Source organism: Bartonella sp. MM73XJBT (assembly GCF_028618465.1).
Classification (GTDB): Bacteria; Pseudomonadota; Alphaproteobacteria; order Rhizobiales; family Rhizobiaceae; genus Bartonella.
The window spans coordinates 99,301-116,411 of sequence record NZ_JAQISY010000004.1; the positions used below are offsets into that span (position 1 = coordinate 99,301).

Annotated in this window: 16 protein-coding genes and 1 tRNA gene; 7 read left to right on the forward strand and 10 right to left on the reverse strand. The window is 37.2% G+C overall.

Annotated elements, in window-relative coordinates:
* Positions 1 to 28 precede the first annotated feature (28 nt).
* Positions 29 to 1,678, reverse strand: a complete 1,650-nt coding sequence (gene ettA / locus PVV69_RS02520; RefSeq protein WP_273756330.1) for an energy-dependent translational throttle protein EttA — start codon at positions 1,676 to 1,678, stop codon at positions 29 to 31.
* Positions 1,679 to 1,839: 161 nt separating this feature from the next.
* On the opposite strand from ettA, the gene PVV69_RS02525 reads away from it, so the two are divergent.
* Together PVV69_RS02525 and pncA are read left to right on the forward strand one after the other, a co-directional pair.
* Positions 1,840 to 2,376: a hypothetical protein gene (locus PVV69_RS02525; RefSeq protein WP_273756331.1), complete on the forward strand. Its 537-nt coding sequence runs from the start codon at positions 1,840 to 1,842 to the stop codon at positions 2,374 to 2,376.
* Positions 2,377 to 2,423: 47 nt separating this feature from the next.
* Positions 2,424 to 3,032, forward strand: coding sequence for a bifunctional nicotinamidase/pyrazinamidase (gene pncA, locus PVV69_RS02530; protein ID WP_273756332.1), 609 nt, complete (start codon positions 2,424 to 2,426; stop codon positions 3,030 to 3,032).
* Between the two features lie 54 nt (positions 3,033 to 3,086).
* Here pncA and PVV69_RS02535 read toward each other — a convergent pair whose 3' ends face one another.
* Entirely contained in the window at positions 3,087 to 4,130 is a 1,044-nt protein-coding gene (locus PVV69_RS02535; RefSeq protein WP_273756333.1) for a DUF475 domain-containing protein, read from the reverse strand.
* A 349-nt stretch (positions 4,131 to 4,479) separates the two neighbouring features.
* Here PVV69_RS02535 and PVV69_RS02540 point away from each other — a divergent pair, with 349 nt between their 5' ends.
* Together PVV69_RS02540 and PVV69_RS02545 are read left to right on the forward strand one after the other, a co-directional pair.
* Positions 4,480 to 5,019 carry a helix-turn-helix transcriptional regulator gene (locus PVV69_RS02540; RefSeq protein ID WP_273756334.1) on the forward strand — a complete coding sequence of 180 codons (540 nt, stop codon included), beginning with the start codon at positions 4,480 to 4,482 and terminating at the stop codon, positions 5,017 to 5,019.
* A 370-nt stretch (positions 5,020 to 5,389) separates the two neighbouring features.
* The gene (locus tag PVV69_RS02545; protein WP_273719845.1) at positions 5,390 to 5,569 is read left to right on the forward strand and encodes a YegP family protein; all 180 of its coding nucleotides are present in this window, start codon (positions 5,390 to 5,392) and stop codon (positions 5,567 to 5,569) included.
* A 592-nt stretch (positions 5,570 to 6,161) separates the two neighbouring features.
* Here PVV69_RS02545 and PVV69_RS02550 read toward each other — a convergent pair.
* Genes PVV69_RS02550 through PVV69_RS02560 form a run of 3 tightly spaced genes read right to left on the reverse strand, consistent with a single transcriptional unit; the run spans position 6,162 to position 7,200 of the window.
* Positions 6,162 to 6,476: a hypothetical protein gene (locus PVV69_RS02550; protein ID WP_273756335.1), complete on the reverse strand. Its 315-nt coding sequence runs from the start codon at positions 6,474 to 6,476 to the stop codon at positions 6,162 to 6,164.
* Entirely contained in the window at positions 6,463 to 6,609 is a 147-nt protein-coding gene (locus PVV69_RS02555; RefSeq protein ID WP_273756336.1) for a hypothetical protein, read from the reverse strand. Before PVV69_RS02555 ends, PVV69_RS02550 begins: the two co-directional genes overlap by 14 nt.
* A gap of 9 nt (positions 6,610 to 6,618) precedes the next feature.
* Positions 6,619 to 7,200, reverse strand: coding sequence for a hypothetical protein (locus PVV69_RS02560; protein WP_273756337.1), 582 nt, complete (start codon positions 7,198 to 7,200; stop codon positions 6,619 to 6,621).
* Between the two features lie 612 nt (positions 7,201 to 7,812).
* On the opposite strand from PVV69_RS02560, the gene PVV69_RS02565 reads away from it, so the two are divergent.
* Positions 7,813 to 8,127 (forward strand): helix-turn-helix domain-containing protein, encoded by a 315-nt coding sequence (locus PVV69_RS02565; RefSeq protein ID WP_273719838.1) that lies wholly within the window; start codon positions 7,813 to 7,815, stop codon positions 8,125 to 8,127.
* Here the strand turns inward: PVV69_RS02565 and PVV69_RS02570 are convergent.
* Both PVV69_RS02570 and PVV69_RS02575 read right to left on the reverse strand, forming a co-directional pair.
* Positions 8,051 to 8,233 (reverse strand): hypothetical protein, encoded by a 183-nt coding sequence (locus tag PVV69_RS02570; protein WP_273756338.1) that lies wholly within the window; start codon positions 8,231 to 8,233, stop codon positions 8,051 to 8,053. The two genes, PVV69_RS02565 and PVV69_RS02570, sit on opposite strands and share 77 nt — an antisense overlap.
* A 1,094-nt stretch (positions 8,234 to 9,327) precedes the next feature.
* A tRNA-Ile gene (locus PVV69_RS02575) sits at positions 9,328 to 9,404 on the reverse strand.
* A 169-nt stretch (positions 9,405 to 9,573) separates the two neighbouring features.
* On the opposite strand from PVV69_RS02575, the gene PVV69_RS02580 reads away from it, so the two are divergent.
* Complete coding sequence (locus PVV69_RS02580) at positions 9,574 to 10,311, forward strand: SIMPL domain-containing protein (protein WP_273719834.1); 738 nt, start codon at positions 9,574 to 9,576, stop codon at positions 10,309 to 10,311.
* A 38-nt stretch (positions 10,312 to 10,349) separates the two neighbouring features.
* Here PVV69_RS02580 and PVV69_RS02585 read toward each other — a convergent pair whose 3' ends face one another.
* The 3 genes from PVV69_RS02585 to dnaG all read right to left on the reverse strand — a co-directional run bounded on the left by PVV69_RS02585 (position 10,350) and on the right by dnaG (position 15,721).
* Positions 10,350 to 10,811 carry a YcgN family cysteine cluster protein gene (locus PVV69_RS02585; protein ID WP_273756339.1) on the reverse strand — a complete coding sequence of 154 codons (462 nt, stop codon included), beginning with the start codon at positions 10,809 to 10,811 and terminating at the stop codon, positions 10,350 to 10,352.
* Between the two features lie 617 nt (positions 10,812 to 11,428).
* Positions 11,429 to 13,441 (reverse strand): RNA polymerase sigma factor RpoD, encoded by a 2,013-nt coding sequence (gene rpoD, locus PVV69_RS02590; RefSeq protein ID WP_273756340.1) that lies wholly within the window; start codon positions 13,439 to 13,441, stop codon positions 11,429 to 11,431.
* Positions 13,442 to 13,783: 342 nt separating this feature from the next.
* The gene (gene dnaG / locus PVV69_RS02595) at positions 13,784 to 15,721 is read right to left on the reverse strand and encodes a DNA primase (RefSeq protein ID WP_273756341.1); all 1,938 of its coding nucleotides are present in this window, start codon (positions 15,719 to 15,721) and stop codon (positions 13,784 to 13,786) included.
* 130 nt (positions 15,722 to 15,851) lie between these two features.
* On the opposite strand from dnaG, the gene PVV69_RS02600 reads away from it, so the two are divergent.
* Positions 15,852 to 17,069 (forward strand): mechanosensitive ion channel family protein, encoded by a 1,218-nt coding sequence (locus PVV69_RS02600; RefSeq protein ID WP_273756342.1) that lies wholly within the window; start codon positions 15,852 to 15,854, stop codon positions 17,067 to 17,069.
* Positions 17,070 to 17,111 lie beyond the last annotated feature (42 nt).

Below are 17,111 nucleotides of genomic sequence, written 5' to 3' on the forward strand. Positions count from 1 at the left end.
AAATCAAGCTTAAACAAGATAAAAAATTTTAGCGCGTAAGAGGCTTATAATTAACACGCTTAACATTGAGGGACTCTGCACCAAAACGGCGAATCTTATCAGCCTCATATTCGGCAAAATTACCTTCGAACCATTCCACATGGCCTTCACCTTCAAAAGCCAAAATATGCGTTGCCAATCGATCAAGAAACATACGATCATGCGATATGATAACCGCACAACCAGCAAAATTTTCCAATGCATCTTCCAATGCAGCTAATGTTTCAGTGTCAAGATCATTTGTTGGTTCATCAAGGAGAAGAACATTGCCTCCCTCTTTTAAAAGCTTAGCCAAATGAACGCGATTACGCTGCCCCCCTGATAAATTTGCCACCTTTTGCTGTTGATCTGCTCCCTTAAAATTAAACGCACCGCAATAAGCGCGACTATTCATTTCATATTTGCCTAATTTAATAATATCATTTCCACCAGAAATTTCTTCCCAAACAGTTTTATCACCTGCCAATGCATCACGACTCTGATCAACATAACTCATGTAAGCTGTTTCCCCAATACGTATTTGACCTGAATCTGGCTGTTCTTGGCCCGTCAGCATTTTAAACAGAGTAGATTTTCCCATCCCATTAGCCCCAATGACTCCAACAATCCCTCCAGCAGGAAGCTTAAAAGAGAGGTCATCAATTAACACACGCTCACCATATGCTTTAGAAAGATGATCAACTTCAATGACAACCTGCCCCAATCTCTCTCCAATAGGAATAATAATTTGTGCCTCTCCAGGACGGCGCTCCCGTGCTGCCTGCACCAATTCATCATAGGCTTTAATCCGAGCCTTTGATTTTGCTTGGCGCCCTTTTGGACTAGAAGCTATCCACTCTTGCTCACGTGACAATGCACGCTGACGCGCAGCCTCTTCACGACCTTCCTGAGCCAAACGTTTGGCTTTTGCCGCCAAATAAGCAGAATAATTCCCCTCATAAGGAATACCTTTACCGCGATCTACTTCTAAAATCCAACCTGTGACATTGTCGAGAAAATAACGATCATGGGTTACCAAAAGTACCGCGCCAGGATATTCACGCAGATGTCTTTCAAGCCAAGCTGTCGTTTCTGCATCCAAATGGTTTGTCGGCTCATCCAAAAGCAATAAATCAGGTTTTGACAAAAGCAATTTACATAGAGCAACGCGCCGTTTCTCACCTCCTGACAGCTTTATCACACTCTCATTGGCAGGCGGACAACCAAGAGCAGCCATAGCCATTTCTACTTGACTTTCTAAATCCCAAAGATTTTGACTATCAATAATATCTTGCAGCTGAGCGCTCTCATCAGCCGTTTCTTCACTATAATTCATCATCAATTCATTATAACGCTCAACAATTGCCTGCTTATCTGCAACACCTTCCATCACATTGCCACGCACATCCTTGCTCGTATCAAGAATAGGTTCTTGCGGCAAATAGCCACAACGTGCCCCTTCAGCAAGCCATGCTTCCCCCGTATATTCCTTATCGAGCCCAGCCATAATACGTAAAATTGTTGATTTACCTGCACCATTGGGTCCTAAAATACCAATCTTTGCATCTGGATAAAAAGACAAATGGATATTTTCTAAAATTTTTTTATTGCCATAAGCCTTATTAAGCCCAGCCATGTGATAGATAAATTGACGTGCCATAAATTTCTCTTTGATATTTTCGGTATTAAAAATCAGAAACTTGAAAAAAGTGCTTTCACTTTTTTCAACTACGCAGTAAAGAGTGCTTTCCTTGTATCAAAAGCCTCTCACTCTATATTGATACATTTTTTCTCATCTCACAAGCCCTACTACGGTTCTGCATGCAAAAAAACACCCCATCAAAAAATAGAGAACAGCTGTTTTTAGCTGTACCTGAAACATGCTATCAAACATCACCTCTTTTTTCTATACCCGATACAACATTGTGTTTTTATCGTATTAAACCGTCTTACCAATGTAATATGGTGCCCCATAAAAAGCTCATTCTCTATGCCCCTTCTTTTTTTGCCTTATGGGCTTTACACTATGCAGTAAAAAAGCCCGCTCTTTTTTCATTAATTTTGTGTTACGGAAAACAATGGACTTCACCTCTTTCTTTGATGGGACTTAAGCTGCGTTTACAAAACGATCGCCGTCTTATGGGATCTGACGTCCCAAGCCTTATGATCATGAAAGCTTTGCACCAACATATAGCAAGAAGTGACTATAGTGCACTCCCCATTGGAAGATGGTTACAGTTCGTAAAAAACTATAAAGCGAACTGTAAAAACTTATCCATACCTCTTTTTTGGCTTGATAATTATAAAGGTAATACCAATATCCGCCCAATTATCTCAAAACTTCAAAATAAAATATAACTTTTTAAAAGTACCACATAAAGTAAGTCTCCCACAGGAATATGTCTATGAAAAAAAAAGCCTTAATCGTCATTGATGTTCAAAACGACTTTCTACCAGGTGGAGCACTTGCAGTACCACAAGGCGATATCATTATACCGGCTGTCAATAATCTCATAGACCACTTTGATCATGTCATTTTAACCCAAGACTGGCATCCTCAAAACCATTGTAGTTTTGCATCTTCCTACCCTGATAAAAAGCCCTATGATACCGTTGATCTTGACTATGGCTCTCAAATACTTTGGCCCGATCATTGTGTACAAGGAACCAAAGGAGCAGACTTTCATACATCTCTTAAAGTTGAAAAGGCGCAACTTATCCTTCGAAAAGGCTATAACCCAAAAATTGATAGCTATTCCGCCTTTTTTGAAAATGACCAGAAAACACCAACAGGCTTACAAGTTTATCTCAAAGAACACGGCTTCACAAAACTTGCTATGTGTGGTTTGGCAACAGATTTTTGTGTAGGACTTTCTGCACTTCACGCCATACAATGTGGCTTTAAAGTCAGCGTTTCATTAAATGCCTGCGCTGGCATTGATGTAAATGGTTCTCTCAATACAATGCTTAAACTTATGAACGAAACCGGTATAGAACTCTTAATGGCTTCCTAAAATCCCTTCTTCTTTTACCATTGCCATGTATAAAAAATTTTTAATTTACTTAGGTTAAAGATGCTTATTGAGATGATGACGCTTAAAACGAAGAGACGAATAAAATGCCATTCCAATAATACAAACTCCCACTAGTCCTGTTAACACTTCAGGAACAGATATAGTTGTTTGCAGATACATAATAACTGCGAGCACCAAAATGGCATAAAAAGCACCATGCTCTAAATAACGATAATGCAACAATATTCCAGATTCAACTAACATAATCGTCATAGAACGAACATAGAACGCCCCTATACCAAGACCAATTGCAATAATAAAAAGATTATGTGAAAAAGCAAAAGCACCAACCACCCCATCAAAAGAAAAACTAGCATCTAGAATTTCGAGATAAAGAAAGGCGCCTGCTCCCCCTTTTGTAACAGTACTAAGAGTCGTTTTAGGAGCATCCAAAAGTGAACTCACTGCTTCGATTCCTATAAAAGTCAAAAGTCCATAAAGCGCAGCAAGTAAGAAAGTTATTTTATCTTCTGTGACAATCTGTGTGGAAAAGAATAATATCAAAGCCAAAACAATTGCAACATCAATACCAACAAGCGTCCCCAATTTTTGAGCAGGTTTCTCTATCAAAGAAAACCAATGGACCTCTTTTTGCGAATCAAAAAAATATTTCAAACCGACCATCATGAGGAAAGTTCCTCCAAAAGCCGCAATCCCCATATGTGCATCTGTTAAAATTGCAGCATATTGATGTGGTTCCCATATTGCTAATTTTACTGCCGCAATTGGATTAATCCCAACAGCAACAGCAACCACGAGTAATGGAAAAACAATCCGCATCCCAAATACAGCCACTAAAATGCCCCATAGCAAAAAACGACGACGCCATACAAAATCCATTTTTCCAAGAACACGGGCATTGATAATAGAATTATCAAAAGATAAGGAAATTTCTAAAATTCCTAGCACACAGCAAATAAAAAAATATCTAAGAAAGCCGGTAATACTCCCTGTTTCCAACCAACCAATAATGCCTCCTAGAAAAAACCCAACAACTGTAAAAAAGAAAGCCCATCTAAAATAACCTAATAAGGTCATGATCATACCTCAAAATTTATTTTTCATTTATCTGTAGAGTGCACATCGAAAAATGGCATCTGTTCATAGAAAAATAACGACAACCTACACGGCGTGCTTATATGGAAATGCTCTTTAGAAAAAACAAGAGAAAAATTAAGTGATTCTCTCATTTTATAAAAAAATGAGTATCTACCTTAAATTAAGGTACAAACTAATCAGTTTAAAATGACTTTCTATCCACTAAAATTAAAAAAATAAAGGAAAATAAAGCTATAAATATTGACATTACATCATGAGATATTAATACATAGTGTGGCTTTATTTATCACAAGTCTATACCATGATGATTTACTGAGGGAGATAATTCGTGGCACGTCCTGAAACTGAATCAAAAACTATCTTTGGCAAACGTTTACGTTATGTACGTCTCGCTTTAGGAGATCCATCACGTGAAACCTTGGCTAAAAATTTTAGCATGACAAAAAACTCTATCGCTTTTTATGAACGTGGCGAAAGAGAACCCAATCTTAGTGTTTTACAAACATACCGTACGTTATACGGTGTCAATATTAACTGGCTTTTAACCGGACAGGGGAAAATGTTTGATACCGAATATACTAAAGGTGACTTTGACTGGAACTATTTTATAAAAAAAATCGAAGGACTCGAGGAAATTCTTGCCAATAGTGATCGTAGTGAAAAACCAAATCAGGAAAAAATCGATAGTTCTTACGAGAAATTGCAGCAATATTTGTCAAAGCAGGGCTTATCGAATAGTCTTAACCCAAAAGCTGCAACCTCTCTGATTGATATGAAAGCAAAAATGGCTAATTCCTATACCCTTAGCTTGTTCATTGATTTACTCATTCGAAGCGTATCTCAAAAAGAAATCACAGCTAATCAGTAAATATCCTGATCACAAAGGATATAAAAAAATGTAAACCTTTAATCAGCACGGAAAGAAGCATTTTTCCATGCTGATAGAGTTTGATATCTGTAAAAATTTTGTTTCAATAGTAGAAATACGGGATAATTTTGCCAAATGATAACGAAGGAAAGTTTCTGCTATAAATAGTATAAAATACCCGTTTTCTTCTTATTGACAATAAGTACTTTCTTGTTACAAAGATATAACCCTCATAGAAATTATTGCTTAAGAGCAAAAAAATAAGGGGAATATATTGACGACTTATTATAGAGACATACTTTAATATCTATAGTCAGAGTGTTTGAATATTTATCCTGCAAATTATTGGCTATTTTATGAGGTGAGAAGCATGTATTTTGAGGTGTTTCAAGGAGTTCACAATCAGTGGTATTGGCGTTTAATCTCAGGAGACGAGCAAAAAATCGCTTTTTCTAGTAAAGGTTATCCAACAAAACAAGATATCCTAATGAATATTGAGCAGATAAAAGAGATTACGCATAAAGCTCTCATTAGAGAGCTACAATTTTAATATTATTGATCCTGAAGACAGAATTTTTACTTTGTTATGTGCCTCCCTACATCATAATTTCATATTGATTTATATCAAAACTATTCACTTGCACATCACAAGCGGGGATGGCGCGTGGGTAAAAATTGTACAAGAAAGAACTAAAATGCCTCTTATGAAAGCTCTTTAACCTAAGAACTGTACAACTCTTAGAGCTAGTAAAAAATATGAGGGTGGTGACTTACTCCTTCATAAGACATCTCGCCTCCCCCATTGTTTTTAGCAATGGTTCGTCACAAAAAACGTTAGCTCTTCAAGATAGTTCCGAAATTATATATTGCATTGTTATAACAACTTCACAGACTTATAAATCAGTGTATCATCATAAACTTTTACATCACCGCCCCAAATTATCTTTCCATATACTTGAGTATTTTTATAAACCACAGCATGAAAGTAAATTTGAACATTCAAAAATATAATTTCATCACCAACTCAACATTCGCTTTCATGACGGAGTTTTACCTTTTCCGTTATCCCTAAACTTTTTCATAACTTTCTTAACACTCTAAAAATCTTGTCATGCAAAAGCTCCAATATACAATGTGCATAATTACTTTTTCACATCATCTCCAGATTGAACCGCTTCCTTATATTGCTTTATAATATCCTCGTACTGCTTAACTTGTTTTTTTAGTTTTTCAATTGCTTGATCGCGTCTTTTAATCACCATATTTTGCTCTCTAATTGCCCTATCTCGCTCTTCAGTCATCTTCATAGAATCTCTTAAGAACTCATGGTTTATCTTTCGTACCTGTTCTTTAAAAGCTTTAACCTGATCGCGATAATAAAGAGCGAACCGAAATACGAATCCACTAAAAAACAAAACAACAATCACCATTCCTAATAAAATTTCATTTACACTCATTTGGATTTCCTTTAATTGCCATTAAATTGACCATCTCGACCAATTCTTTGTTTCGCCCTCCATCAAAAAAAGAATGCAAAAGACCGCCTACCAAGTGTAATAAATCACGCTCAGTTTCCTTATTCACTTCCATCAAAACACGCTAAAAAATGATACAGGACAGCCTCATAAAGCTACCTAAATCCATCCCCTTATACCAATTACTTGCATCATATTGATTGAGACAAAATGCAAAACCACAAATGATTTCAAATAATGCAAGCAGCCCAATACGTTCAGCAAATGCCTCCCTGGTATCGTTTTTATTTACCTTTTTTATATTATGGAGAATGCAACTCCCTATCCAAATCTCTTTTTCATTGCAAAAATCTGCACAATGATAAACTTCAAGATAACCGTAAACTTTTTCTTTCTCATGAACCTTTATATAAAAGCAAACGAAAACATTGATATAAATTTTAGAATTTTTGAGAATCTCTACACAGTTATAAACAAGATCATAGCCGTTAACACGTGCATTGCTACTCACCTTCAAATTACAATAAATCTTTATCTTATTGCAAATATACAGCCTACTGTTGCCTGTTCCACGACCATATATTTGTGCATTACTACACACATGAAGAATGGTGAATACAGGTAACATGCAATATATCTGCGTGCTATCATAAACACAAATGTCCCTGCTAAAAGGAACATCATCACAAACTATGGGATCAGCCAAAACACACCCATTTTCGATAAAACCTCCACCATTAATATGACACTTTCCCCAATAAACATCTTCATGACTGAAAGTACCTTCATCTCTATAAAATTATCAAGATTACTTTTTTGATGTTTTTAAACTCTCTTAACGCCCACATGCGATATACCATCTCTGACAGTAACTGAATCTCTTAAAACAAAAGAAAAACAAGTATTCTGCTCCCATGAGTTTGTAATTTCTACAGCCATAATCTTTTTTCTCCAGAGCACAGAAATCCACTCTATCCACACACCAAATGCAGAAATTTCTTATAAATGCCAATGTTAGGGGATATCTTGATTTATAATGACGCTGCGTATACTATCAATAATATTTCATGAACACACCAAGTGTATTTCCATTTATGGTCATACGCACCCACCCTGTCACAATCGTGAAACTAAGCAACCATTTTTTATTGATTCGAATCTGAAAGTGTATGGGGACATTTTGTTATTAGTTAAAAACAACTCTGTATCCTTCATAAGCGAAAAGCTACGCATGGGTATTTTCACGCTCCTTATCTCATATATTCTGGATTCGCAGTGTAATATTAACGCTATAGCGTAAATGTGTAAAGGTCTAAAAATGAAAAAGACTGAAAAAGATTGGTTCCAACGCTTAATTGAATTAATAGAAAGTGACGGACGCACAATGATTCAAATAAGTAAAGCAGCAGGCTGTGGACAAAACTATGTACAACAGATGATAAAGGGAGGAAAAAGACCCTCTGTAGATAAGCTCATGGCTATTCTTAACACACTTGGAAATGCTAGCGCCATATATGTAATAACTGGTTTTAACATCTCCGATGAAGATTTAAAACTTATCGCTTTGATTTCCTCTGGAGATAAAAAGAAGATTGAAGCTTTAAGTATTCTGTTGACTGAGCAGAATTTGTAGAACTTTCTACTATTTTCAATATCTTTTGCTTTTGAGTCGTAGACAAAGCCTCCCATTTCACGATAATATCAGATAAAGCTGCCTCAAATTTTTCGTCATTCTTCATAGTTATACTCCAGGTAGTCAAACTATATATAACGCTAAAACGTTTGCACATATCCCATACCTTAGAAAAAATATTTGCAATAAGCAGTATGGAAGCAGTTGTATACAAACTGGTTTTATAAAATTAGATGGAATTCTGTTGGTTATGTACCATAGTGAAACAGAAAACATCGCACGATCCAGATCCTTTTGTGAAAAAACTGGCATTATCACTTTTATCAACAACGTTAAGAATGTTATGCAAATCCAACGATTCGCACCAATAACTGATGAATGTGAAGATATCTCTGAAAACGCTACTGCTCTCTATGTGAAAGAATACAAAAAAGCTTATTTTAAAAGAAGAATATATCACAGTTTTATTCTACACAGCACTATCTATGTTTTTCAAACGATATCGCATATGCAAAAATAGAGCAATGCAATACGTACAGTTCTTATGAACAGCAGTGCTGCCTACAACCCTATGGCATACCTTGCGTAAAAGGTTATTGCACCTCTGAAGTCCACTAAAAATATTGACATAGAGATCTATCATGAACAAAAATGGCAATACTGAAAAAGAGACAATGGGTCAAGCCCTAATGATAGCTGCTATACATTGCACAAGCATTTACCAAAAGAAGAATGAATTCTCAGCTTGAAAAAAGAAAACGATAACAAATGTTATTATCACTGAACATATGCTATAACATAACCATCTGTAAATTCTGTTCTTTTGCATAGAATTAAATCGTAATGATGCAGTTTTGAATAATCAGAAAGACACCATAGATAGTGTCGTTTATTGAAAAGCAGAAGAGAAAAGCGGCAATAAAAACGTATCAAGGACAATTTCCCTGTGCCTCATAAAGAATGTAATGTAGCAGAAAATTTAAAGATATATTAATTAGCGTAGATGCAATAATGGCGTCAAATAAAAGGCTTTTTGGTTAGACTAAAAAGAGCATAGCACCACTCTAGAGCAAAACTGTAAAAAGAAAATCACTTACAAGAAAACAATTAAAGATGAAAAAACAGAACCGACAAAAATAAACCAGCAGAACAGTGAGACAGAAAATCAAAGACTTCTATAGAACCTATTCTTTTTATGAATGGTGGGCCCGGAGGGACTCGAACCCCCAACCAAGCGGTTATGAGCCGCTGGCTCTAACCAATTGAGCTACAGGCCCCACATAGGTTGCTCTTCTCTAAACTAAAATGCCCTATGACACAAGAGCCTACCTAAATTATAACCCATCTTTTTCTCTTTTCTCTTGGTTTTTTTTCCAATGCTCTAATTTCTTTACAAGAACTCTCAGAAATGAGAAAGTAGTAAATGATAAATATAAAGGAATAGATATGACAAAAACAGTTTTCCATTCATTGCATCACTATAGAATCAAAATAGCGATGATGGCACTCACACTGCTCATCAGTTCACTCCCTCTCCATGCTGAAGAAAGCAAAATGAAAAACGCAACAATTACAGTTACGGCAACAGGCGAAAGCCAAGCAGCACCGGATATGGCAATTATCAGTTTAGCCGTTGTTACAGATGACAAAACTGCTCAACAAGCGCTAGCCGCCAATAATAAGTCTATGAATGATATTGTAAACGCTTTCAAAAACAATGGTATCCAAGCAAATGATTTACAAACATCAGGCTTATCAATTTATCAATATACCCCCGACAAACATCACGAAAAACAGCACACTGGAAAACTGTATCATGTTTCAAATTCTTTAACAGTGCGTATTCGAGATCTCGCCAATGCTGGTAAAATATTTGATCAAGCAATGGCGCTTGGTGTTAATTCGGTCAATGGCATTACCTTTACCAACGCCGATCCAAAACCATTTTATCAAGAAGCACGTAAAAAAGCTATTGCTGAGGCAATTGAAAAAGCAAAAACGATAGCACAAGCAGCAGATGTAAAATTAGGAAAAATTATTGAAATCAATGAAAATAACGATCCCTATTATCCAAAGCCACGCCTTATGAGCCGAGCAGCGGATACAAGTTATACAGACACAAATTTTTCAGGGGGTGAATTGGGCTATAACGTCAGTATTACCGTGGTATTTTCTATAAACTAAGTTATGTAATATCATCAATTATTGCGTGCAATCATTAATCACTGGCCTTCACAAAGAAGACCAGTGATGTGCTCAAGGTAAGCTTCTTCAGACGATAATTCATCCTCGTAAACTTCTATCTGCCCACGTGCAGAAAATTGTGTTTGATGTACCGTCTGACAATCTCCTGACACGAGCGGATGCCACCATTGAAGACCTTTTCCCTCATTAATCAACCGATAAGCACAACTTTCTGGTAGCCAACGAGCTGTTTTAACCGTCGCAACATCCAACGCTATACAATTTGGAACGATTGATTGACGATGAACATAATTCTGACACCGACAAGTTTCTCTATCTAAAAGACGACAAGCCACACTCGTTGCATAAATATCACCCGTATCATCATCTTCTACTTTATGCAAACAACAACATCCACACCCGTCACAAAGACTTTCCCATTCAAGAAGTGAAATTTCTTCTAATTTTTTGACTTTCCAAAAGGGATTTTCTTTACTCATAAATCAACCATATCTTTTTGGAAAAAGCGATTAAAAAGCAAAAAATAAATTTGCGACACTGCCTTACGACAAACTTTTAAAACAAATTCAATCAAAGATACACACTATTTTGAATAAAGATTTCACATACAGAAAAATAATGCATTAAAATATCTCTCATAAACAAACACAGAACACAATCAAAACATGGAAATGAAAATATTTTACAATCAAAAGCAAGCGGTCTGAATGAAATCTTTTAAACTCCCACACATTCACATAAATCGCTTATCTGGATGCTTTTGCAGTATAAGAGCACCTTACTCAATAAAAAAGTTGATACCTTCCAACATCAGTGATGTTTTAGTATCATGTTTCTGAATCAATTGACCGCTACATGCAGAATAATATTCTTTAGACATCATTCATTCTTTTAAGAAATCACTTAACAAATTACACACATTCTTTGCTGATTTTATAAACAATCGTCCAAAGATCAAAAACATACAAAACGCTAGATACCGCGAATTTTGCACGCAGCACCCTGCCTCCTCTCAAAAAAGTGCTTCAAGAACAATATGATACACTTTTTACTCACATGCCTGAAGACATTTTTGAAAATACACAAGTTCCTTTGTTCAAGAATCGAGGAAGCTACGCAATTTGCGTGAACGGCTAGGATGTTTCAATTTGCGAAGCGCCTTTGCTTCAATTTGACGAATACGCTCCCGGGTTACTGAAAATTGTTGACCAACTTCTTCCAAAGTATGATCGGTATTCATACCGATACCAAAACGCATCCGCAACACACGTTCTTCACGTGGCGTGAGGGAAGCAAGGACGCGCGTTGTCGTATCTCGCAAATTAGCCTGAATAGCTGCATCAATGGGCAACAATGCATTCCTATCTTCAATAAAATCACCCAAATGGGAATCATCTTCATCACCAACAGGGGTTTCAAGGGAAATAGGCTCTTTTGCAATTTTAAGAACTTTTCGCACCTTTTCTAATGGCATAGAAAGCTTGCTAGACAATTCTTCTGGTGTAGGCTCTCGACCAATTTCATGCAAAATCTGGCGCGATGTACGTACAATTTTGTTAATAGTTTCAATCATATGAACAGGAATACGGATAGTGCGTGCCTGATCAGCAATTGAGCGGGTAATTGCTTGACGAATCCACCATGTTGCATAGGTTGAAAACTTATAGCCCCGCCGATATTCAAATTTATCGACGGCTTTCATCAAACCGATATTGCCTTCTTGAATAAGATCAAGAAACTGCAGACCACGATTAGTATATTTTTTTGCAATTGAAATCACTAAGCGCAAATTAGCTTCCACCATTTCTTTTTTAGCAATGGTTGATTCGCGTTCACCTTTTTGCACCTGTGTAACAATCCGACGAAATTCGCTAATGGAAATAGCCGTTTCTTGGGCAAGATTCTGTATTTCGCTACGCAACCTTTGAATTTCTTTTGCTTCACGCATAGAAAATTCTTGCCACCCTATTCCTGGCAAAGTCGCAATATAATTGGTCCAATCAGCATCCAGTTCACGGCCTTGATATTCTTTTAAAAAATTCTCATGGCCAATGCCATAACTGTTAGCAATTCGTTTCAACTTCCCTTCATTATGAATCAATCTTTTATTGATATCATAAAGTTGCTCAACCAAAGATTCGATACGATTTTGATTCAAAGAGAGAGATTTGACTGCTTGAATCAACTCGCTCTTTAATTGAATGTATTTCTTCTTCTGAGAAGGTGAAAGAGCACCTTCTTTACGCTCCGCTAAACTGCTCTCAACATGCTGATCTTGTAATTTTCGCAATTTTACATAGGTCTGAGCGATAAAGTCCAATGTTTCCATAACTTGAGGACAAAGCTCATTCTCCATTGCTGCAAGAGATAAATTAACATCATCCTCTTCTTCCTCATCATCCTCAACGCCTCTATCACCGGCAAGACCCTCGATATTACGCACACCAGCAGATGTCTTGTCCTCTTTTATCTTATCAACTTCACTTCGTTCAACAAAAGGGGCCAGCTTAGCTTCTGGTCCCGCATAAGTTGTTTCAAGATCAATAATTTCACGAAGAAGAATACGCTGCTCTTTTAATTCTTCACGCCAGATAATGAGGGCCTGAAAAGTCAAAGGACTCTCACAAAGTCCTGCAATCATTGTCTCACGTCCTGCTTCAATACGCTTAGCAATAGCAATTTCGCCTTCTCGCGAAAGCAGCTCTACAGCTCCCATCTCCCGCAGATACATGCGTACCGGATCATCAGTACGATCTGTCACCTCTCGCTTATTCGTTGTCGTTGCAATTGCGTGACTAGAGGCCTCTACTAAATCGCCTCCTTCCACCGTTACTTCTTCGTCATAATGTCCAGAATCGATTTCATCTTCATCGTCCACAACATTAATTCCCATCTCGGAGAACATCGCCAAGATATCTTCAATTTGTTCAGATGTAACCTCATCCGAAGGAAGAACTGCATTCAGTTCATCCATCGTCACATAACCATTCTTTTTGGCAAGTTTAACCATTTTCTTGATGGCATCATCAGAAAAATCAAGAAGAGGACTATCCAAACTTGCTTGGCTTGATACTTCTACATTATCTTTCTGTTTAACCTTTGTTGCCATACCATAACTCCACTTGATCACTCCACAACTTCCATGTGACCAACTTTTTGCGTTCTCATTTAAGCGTACGAACAGTTTCCTATAATATACCCCCTCTTAGAAAAGATTACCATTTGAAAGACTACATATCGTATACACCTTGTCATTCACACAAAAACGCGGGAAAACTCTAGAAGTTTCCCCGACACCTCTCAGCCTTTCTGAGATAATCTCTGTACCCTATAGTTAAGAACCAATTTCCCGCTTTTCCTAAAATTCAGTCGTCATTCTTTATAAAAATGTCGCTTTATATAACTTCTTCATACTAAGCCTTAGGTGACTGATTCGCATCAAAAAAGCGAATCATTTTATTGTATCTTGCTTATTCCCGTCTATTTTTCCATCCAACCAACTTCCAAATCCTTCAATTAACGCTTCTGTCGCTTGCATTTGCTCTAACTCATTTTTTATTTCACGAAGCAAATCAAAAACCTCACTGTTAGGACTTTCTACCAGTTGCGCTTCAATATCTTGTAGTCTCTTATGTAGGTGGTATTCTTGAAGATGCAAGTAGACAGCCTGTTTTAATATAGCACGAGCATCTTCAATGGGCACCCCCATAAAGACCGTACGCATACCGATATTTTGCACAAGATGTTTCATACGTTCTAAGAGCGTTTTATGTCCTCTTTCTTCTAAGAGTGCAACCATTGTCTCCTTATCATGAAGCTGTTGATTGCCGAGAATTTCTAACATAGACTGATGAAAACATACCAATTGAGTATTTTGTAATTCTAACTCAGCCAAAACTTCAAAATTTTCATACCACAACTCAGGATAGTAAGCTAAAAGCAATAAAATAACGGCCTCACGCAGAGGAATAGATTCCGAAGAGTGGCGCACAATACCGGAATTTGCCAAAACAGAAAAAGATTGATCTTTAAATATTCTGTTTTGCGAAGACTGATGATACCCTCCTGTAGATTTTTTTTTCGAAAAAAAAGGACGAAAAAAATCAAAAAGCCGTTTTTTTATATCCTGTAAATAATAGCGACGTATATCTTCATCCTTAATGGTAAAAATTTGCTGTTTCAGTTGTTTTTCTAGCGCGGCTCGTGCCTCTGGAGTTTCAAAGTTTTTTCCGTAAGTAGAACGCCACCACAAAAGCTCAATCAATGGAATTGCTTTTTGTAAAAAAGAAGAAAAAAGTTGTGCACCACTAGCAGAAATAATTTCATCAGGATCTTTACCTTGTGGCAATAAAACAAAGCGTACCGACACCCCCGCCTTCAAAAGAGGCAACACGCGATCAGCAACACGAAAAGCCGCTTTTAAACCAGCATCATCGCCATCAAAACACAAGATAGGATCAGCTGCCATCTGCCATAAAAGCCCAATTTGCGCTTCTGTTAATGCTGTCCCCAAAGGTGCTACAACTCCCTCAAAACCAGCTTTAGTCAGTGCAATAACATCCATATAACCTTCAACCACAAGAATTGAACGGACTTTTTCATCACCAACAAAGCGGCTATTTTTACGAGCAGAGGCTGCATTATAAAGCATGTTTCCTTTATGAAACAGTACTGTTTCAGGGCTATTAAGATATTTCGCCGGCGTATCTTTTTCTAATGCACGCCCTCCAAAAGCCACCACACGTCCGCGTAAATCCTCAATAGGAAACATAATACGATTTCTAAATCGATCATAAGAAACCGTATTATCCTCAGCCAATTTGAGAAGTCCACAATCTTCCATTTGTTTGATAGAAATACCCCGCGCGCTTAAAGCTTCTTTTAAAGCTGTACGCCTTATCGGAGCAAAACCAATTCGAAAACGCTCTGCAAGTTTTGGCGTTACACCACGCGCATGAAGATAACGACGCGCCTGCACACCTTCTTTATCATGTAAACTCTGTTGAAAAAAATCCGTAGCTATCCTCATAACATCATAAAGGTCTGCTTTTTCCATATGATGTTTGTGACTTTGTGGATCAAAAACAGGGAGTTTTACCCCTGCAAAATCAGCCAAACGCTCTACACTTTCTGAAAAATGCAATCCATCAAGTTCACAAAGAAAAGTAAAAATATCGCCACTGACACCACAGCCAAAACAATAATAGCGGCCTTTACGATCATCACAATGAAAACTGGGAGTCCTTTCACCATGAAATGGGCAGCAACACCAAAAATCCCCTCGCGAAGGCTTGCTTTTTTGGGGATCAAACACCACCCTTTGTCCAATAACTGTTGAAATTGGTAATCTTGTGCGGAGCTCATCAAGGAAATCGGACGTAAATCGCATTATCTCTCACAGAGTTTTAAATTTCTTTTTTGCATATTTAACGACTTTAGAGCATAATTCCAAGACTTCCTCTTAAGCGGTTAAAAGATTAAGCTCCAACCGCATATTTTCAGAAATGGAGAATGAAAAAGTGATCAAATTTCTTGTTCAATATCCACTGCTAGAATCTATTGCTTGGCTTATTATTCTTATCATCATTGCATTTTTAGTCAATTTTTTAGCACGCAACCTTCTCTTTCACGGAGTAAAACGGCTTTCTTCTTTTCTTCCTAAAAAGACAACCGTTGATATTGAAAATACCATCCATTACATAGCAAATATTGTTGCAGCTTTTACTCTCTCCATCGGTATTAACTTCATTCCAACCCTTCCCCCGACACTCAGCACTATTATAGGCAATGTCGCAAACGCCTTCATTATTTTTGTTGTTGTCTTAGCTATTTCATCTTTTCTGAATGTTATTAATATTCTTTATGAACAACAACCAACAGCGCGGTTAAAGCCAATAAAGGGTTATATTCAAATCGCTAAAATTGCGCTTTTTACTGTAGCTGCAATTCTGATGGTAGCCACATTAATTGACCGCTCCCCTCTTATTCTTTTATCCGGTCTTGGCGCAATGGCCGCTGTCCTCATGTTGATTTTTCAAGATACATTGCTTTCTCTCATTGCAGGTATTCAAATTTCTTCCACCGATATGGTACGCGTCGGTGACTGGATTGAAATCCCTAGTCTCGATGTAGATGGTGATGTCACTGAAATCGCACTTCACACTGTTAAAGTACAAAATTTTGATAAGACAATCACAACTGTGCCGATCCGTAAACTGGTCACGGATCCTTTTAAGAATTGGCGTGGCATGGAAGAATCGGGGGGACGGCGCATTAAACGATCCCTCTTCATTGATCAGTCAAGTATTCGTTTTCACACAGAAGAAGAACAAGAATATCTTTCCCGATTTAATTTGTTGGAAAATTATTTCATACAAAAAATACCGGAAATCACTGAATGGAACACACAATTAGATAAAAATCATGATGTGTTAGCCAATACCCGCCGTTTAACAAACATTGGAACTTTCCGTGCTTATGTTGTTGCTTATCTCAAAAAACATCTCCATATCGAACAAAATATGACACTGATGACACGGCAATTACCGCCTACCCCAAATGGTTTGCCCCTGGAAATCTATTGCTTTACCAACACAACTGTTTGGCTAGAATATGAACAAATTCAAGCTGATATTTTTGATCATCTTTATTCGATACTTCCAAGTTTTGGTCTAAAGATTTTTCAAAATCCAAGTGGCTATGATTTTCGTCATGTATTAGAAGCGAAAGACACCTAAAACGATAAACACAATTCGTCAATTTTTTAGATCAACCATATT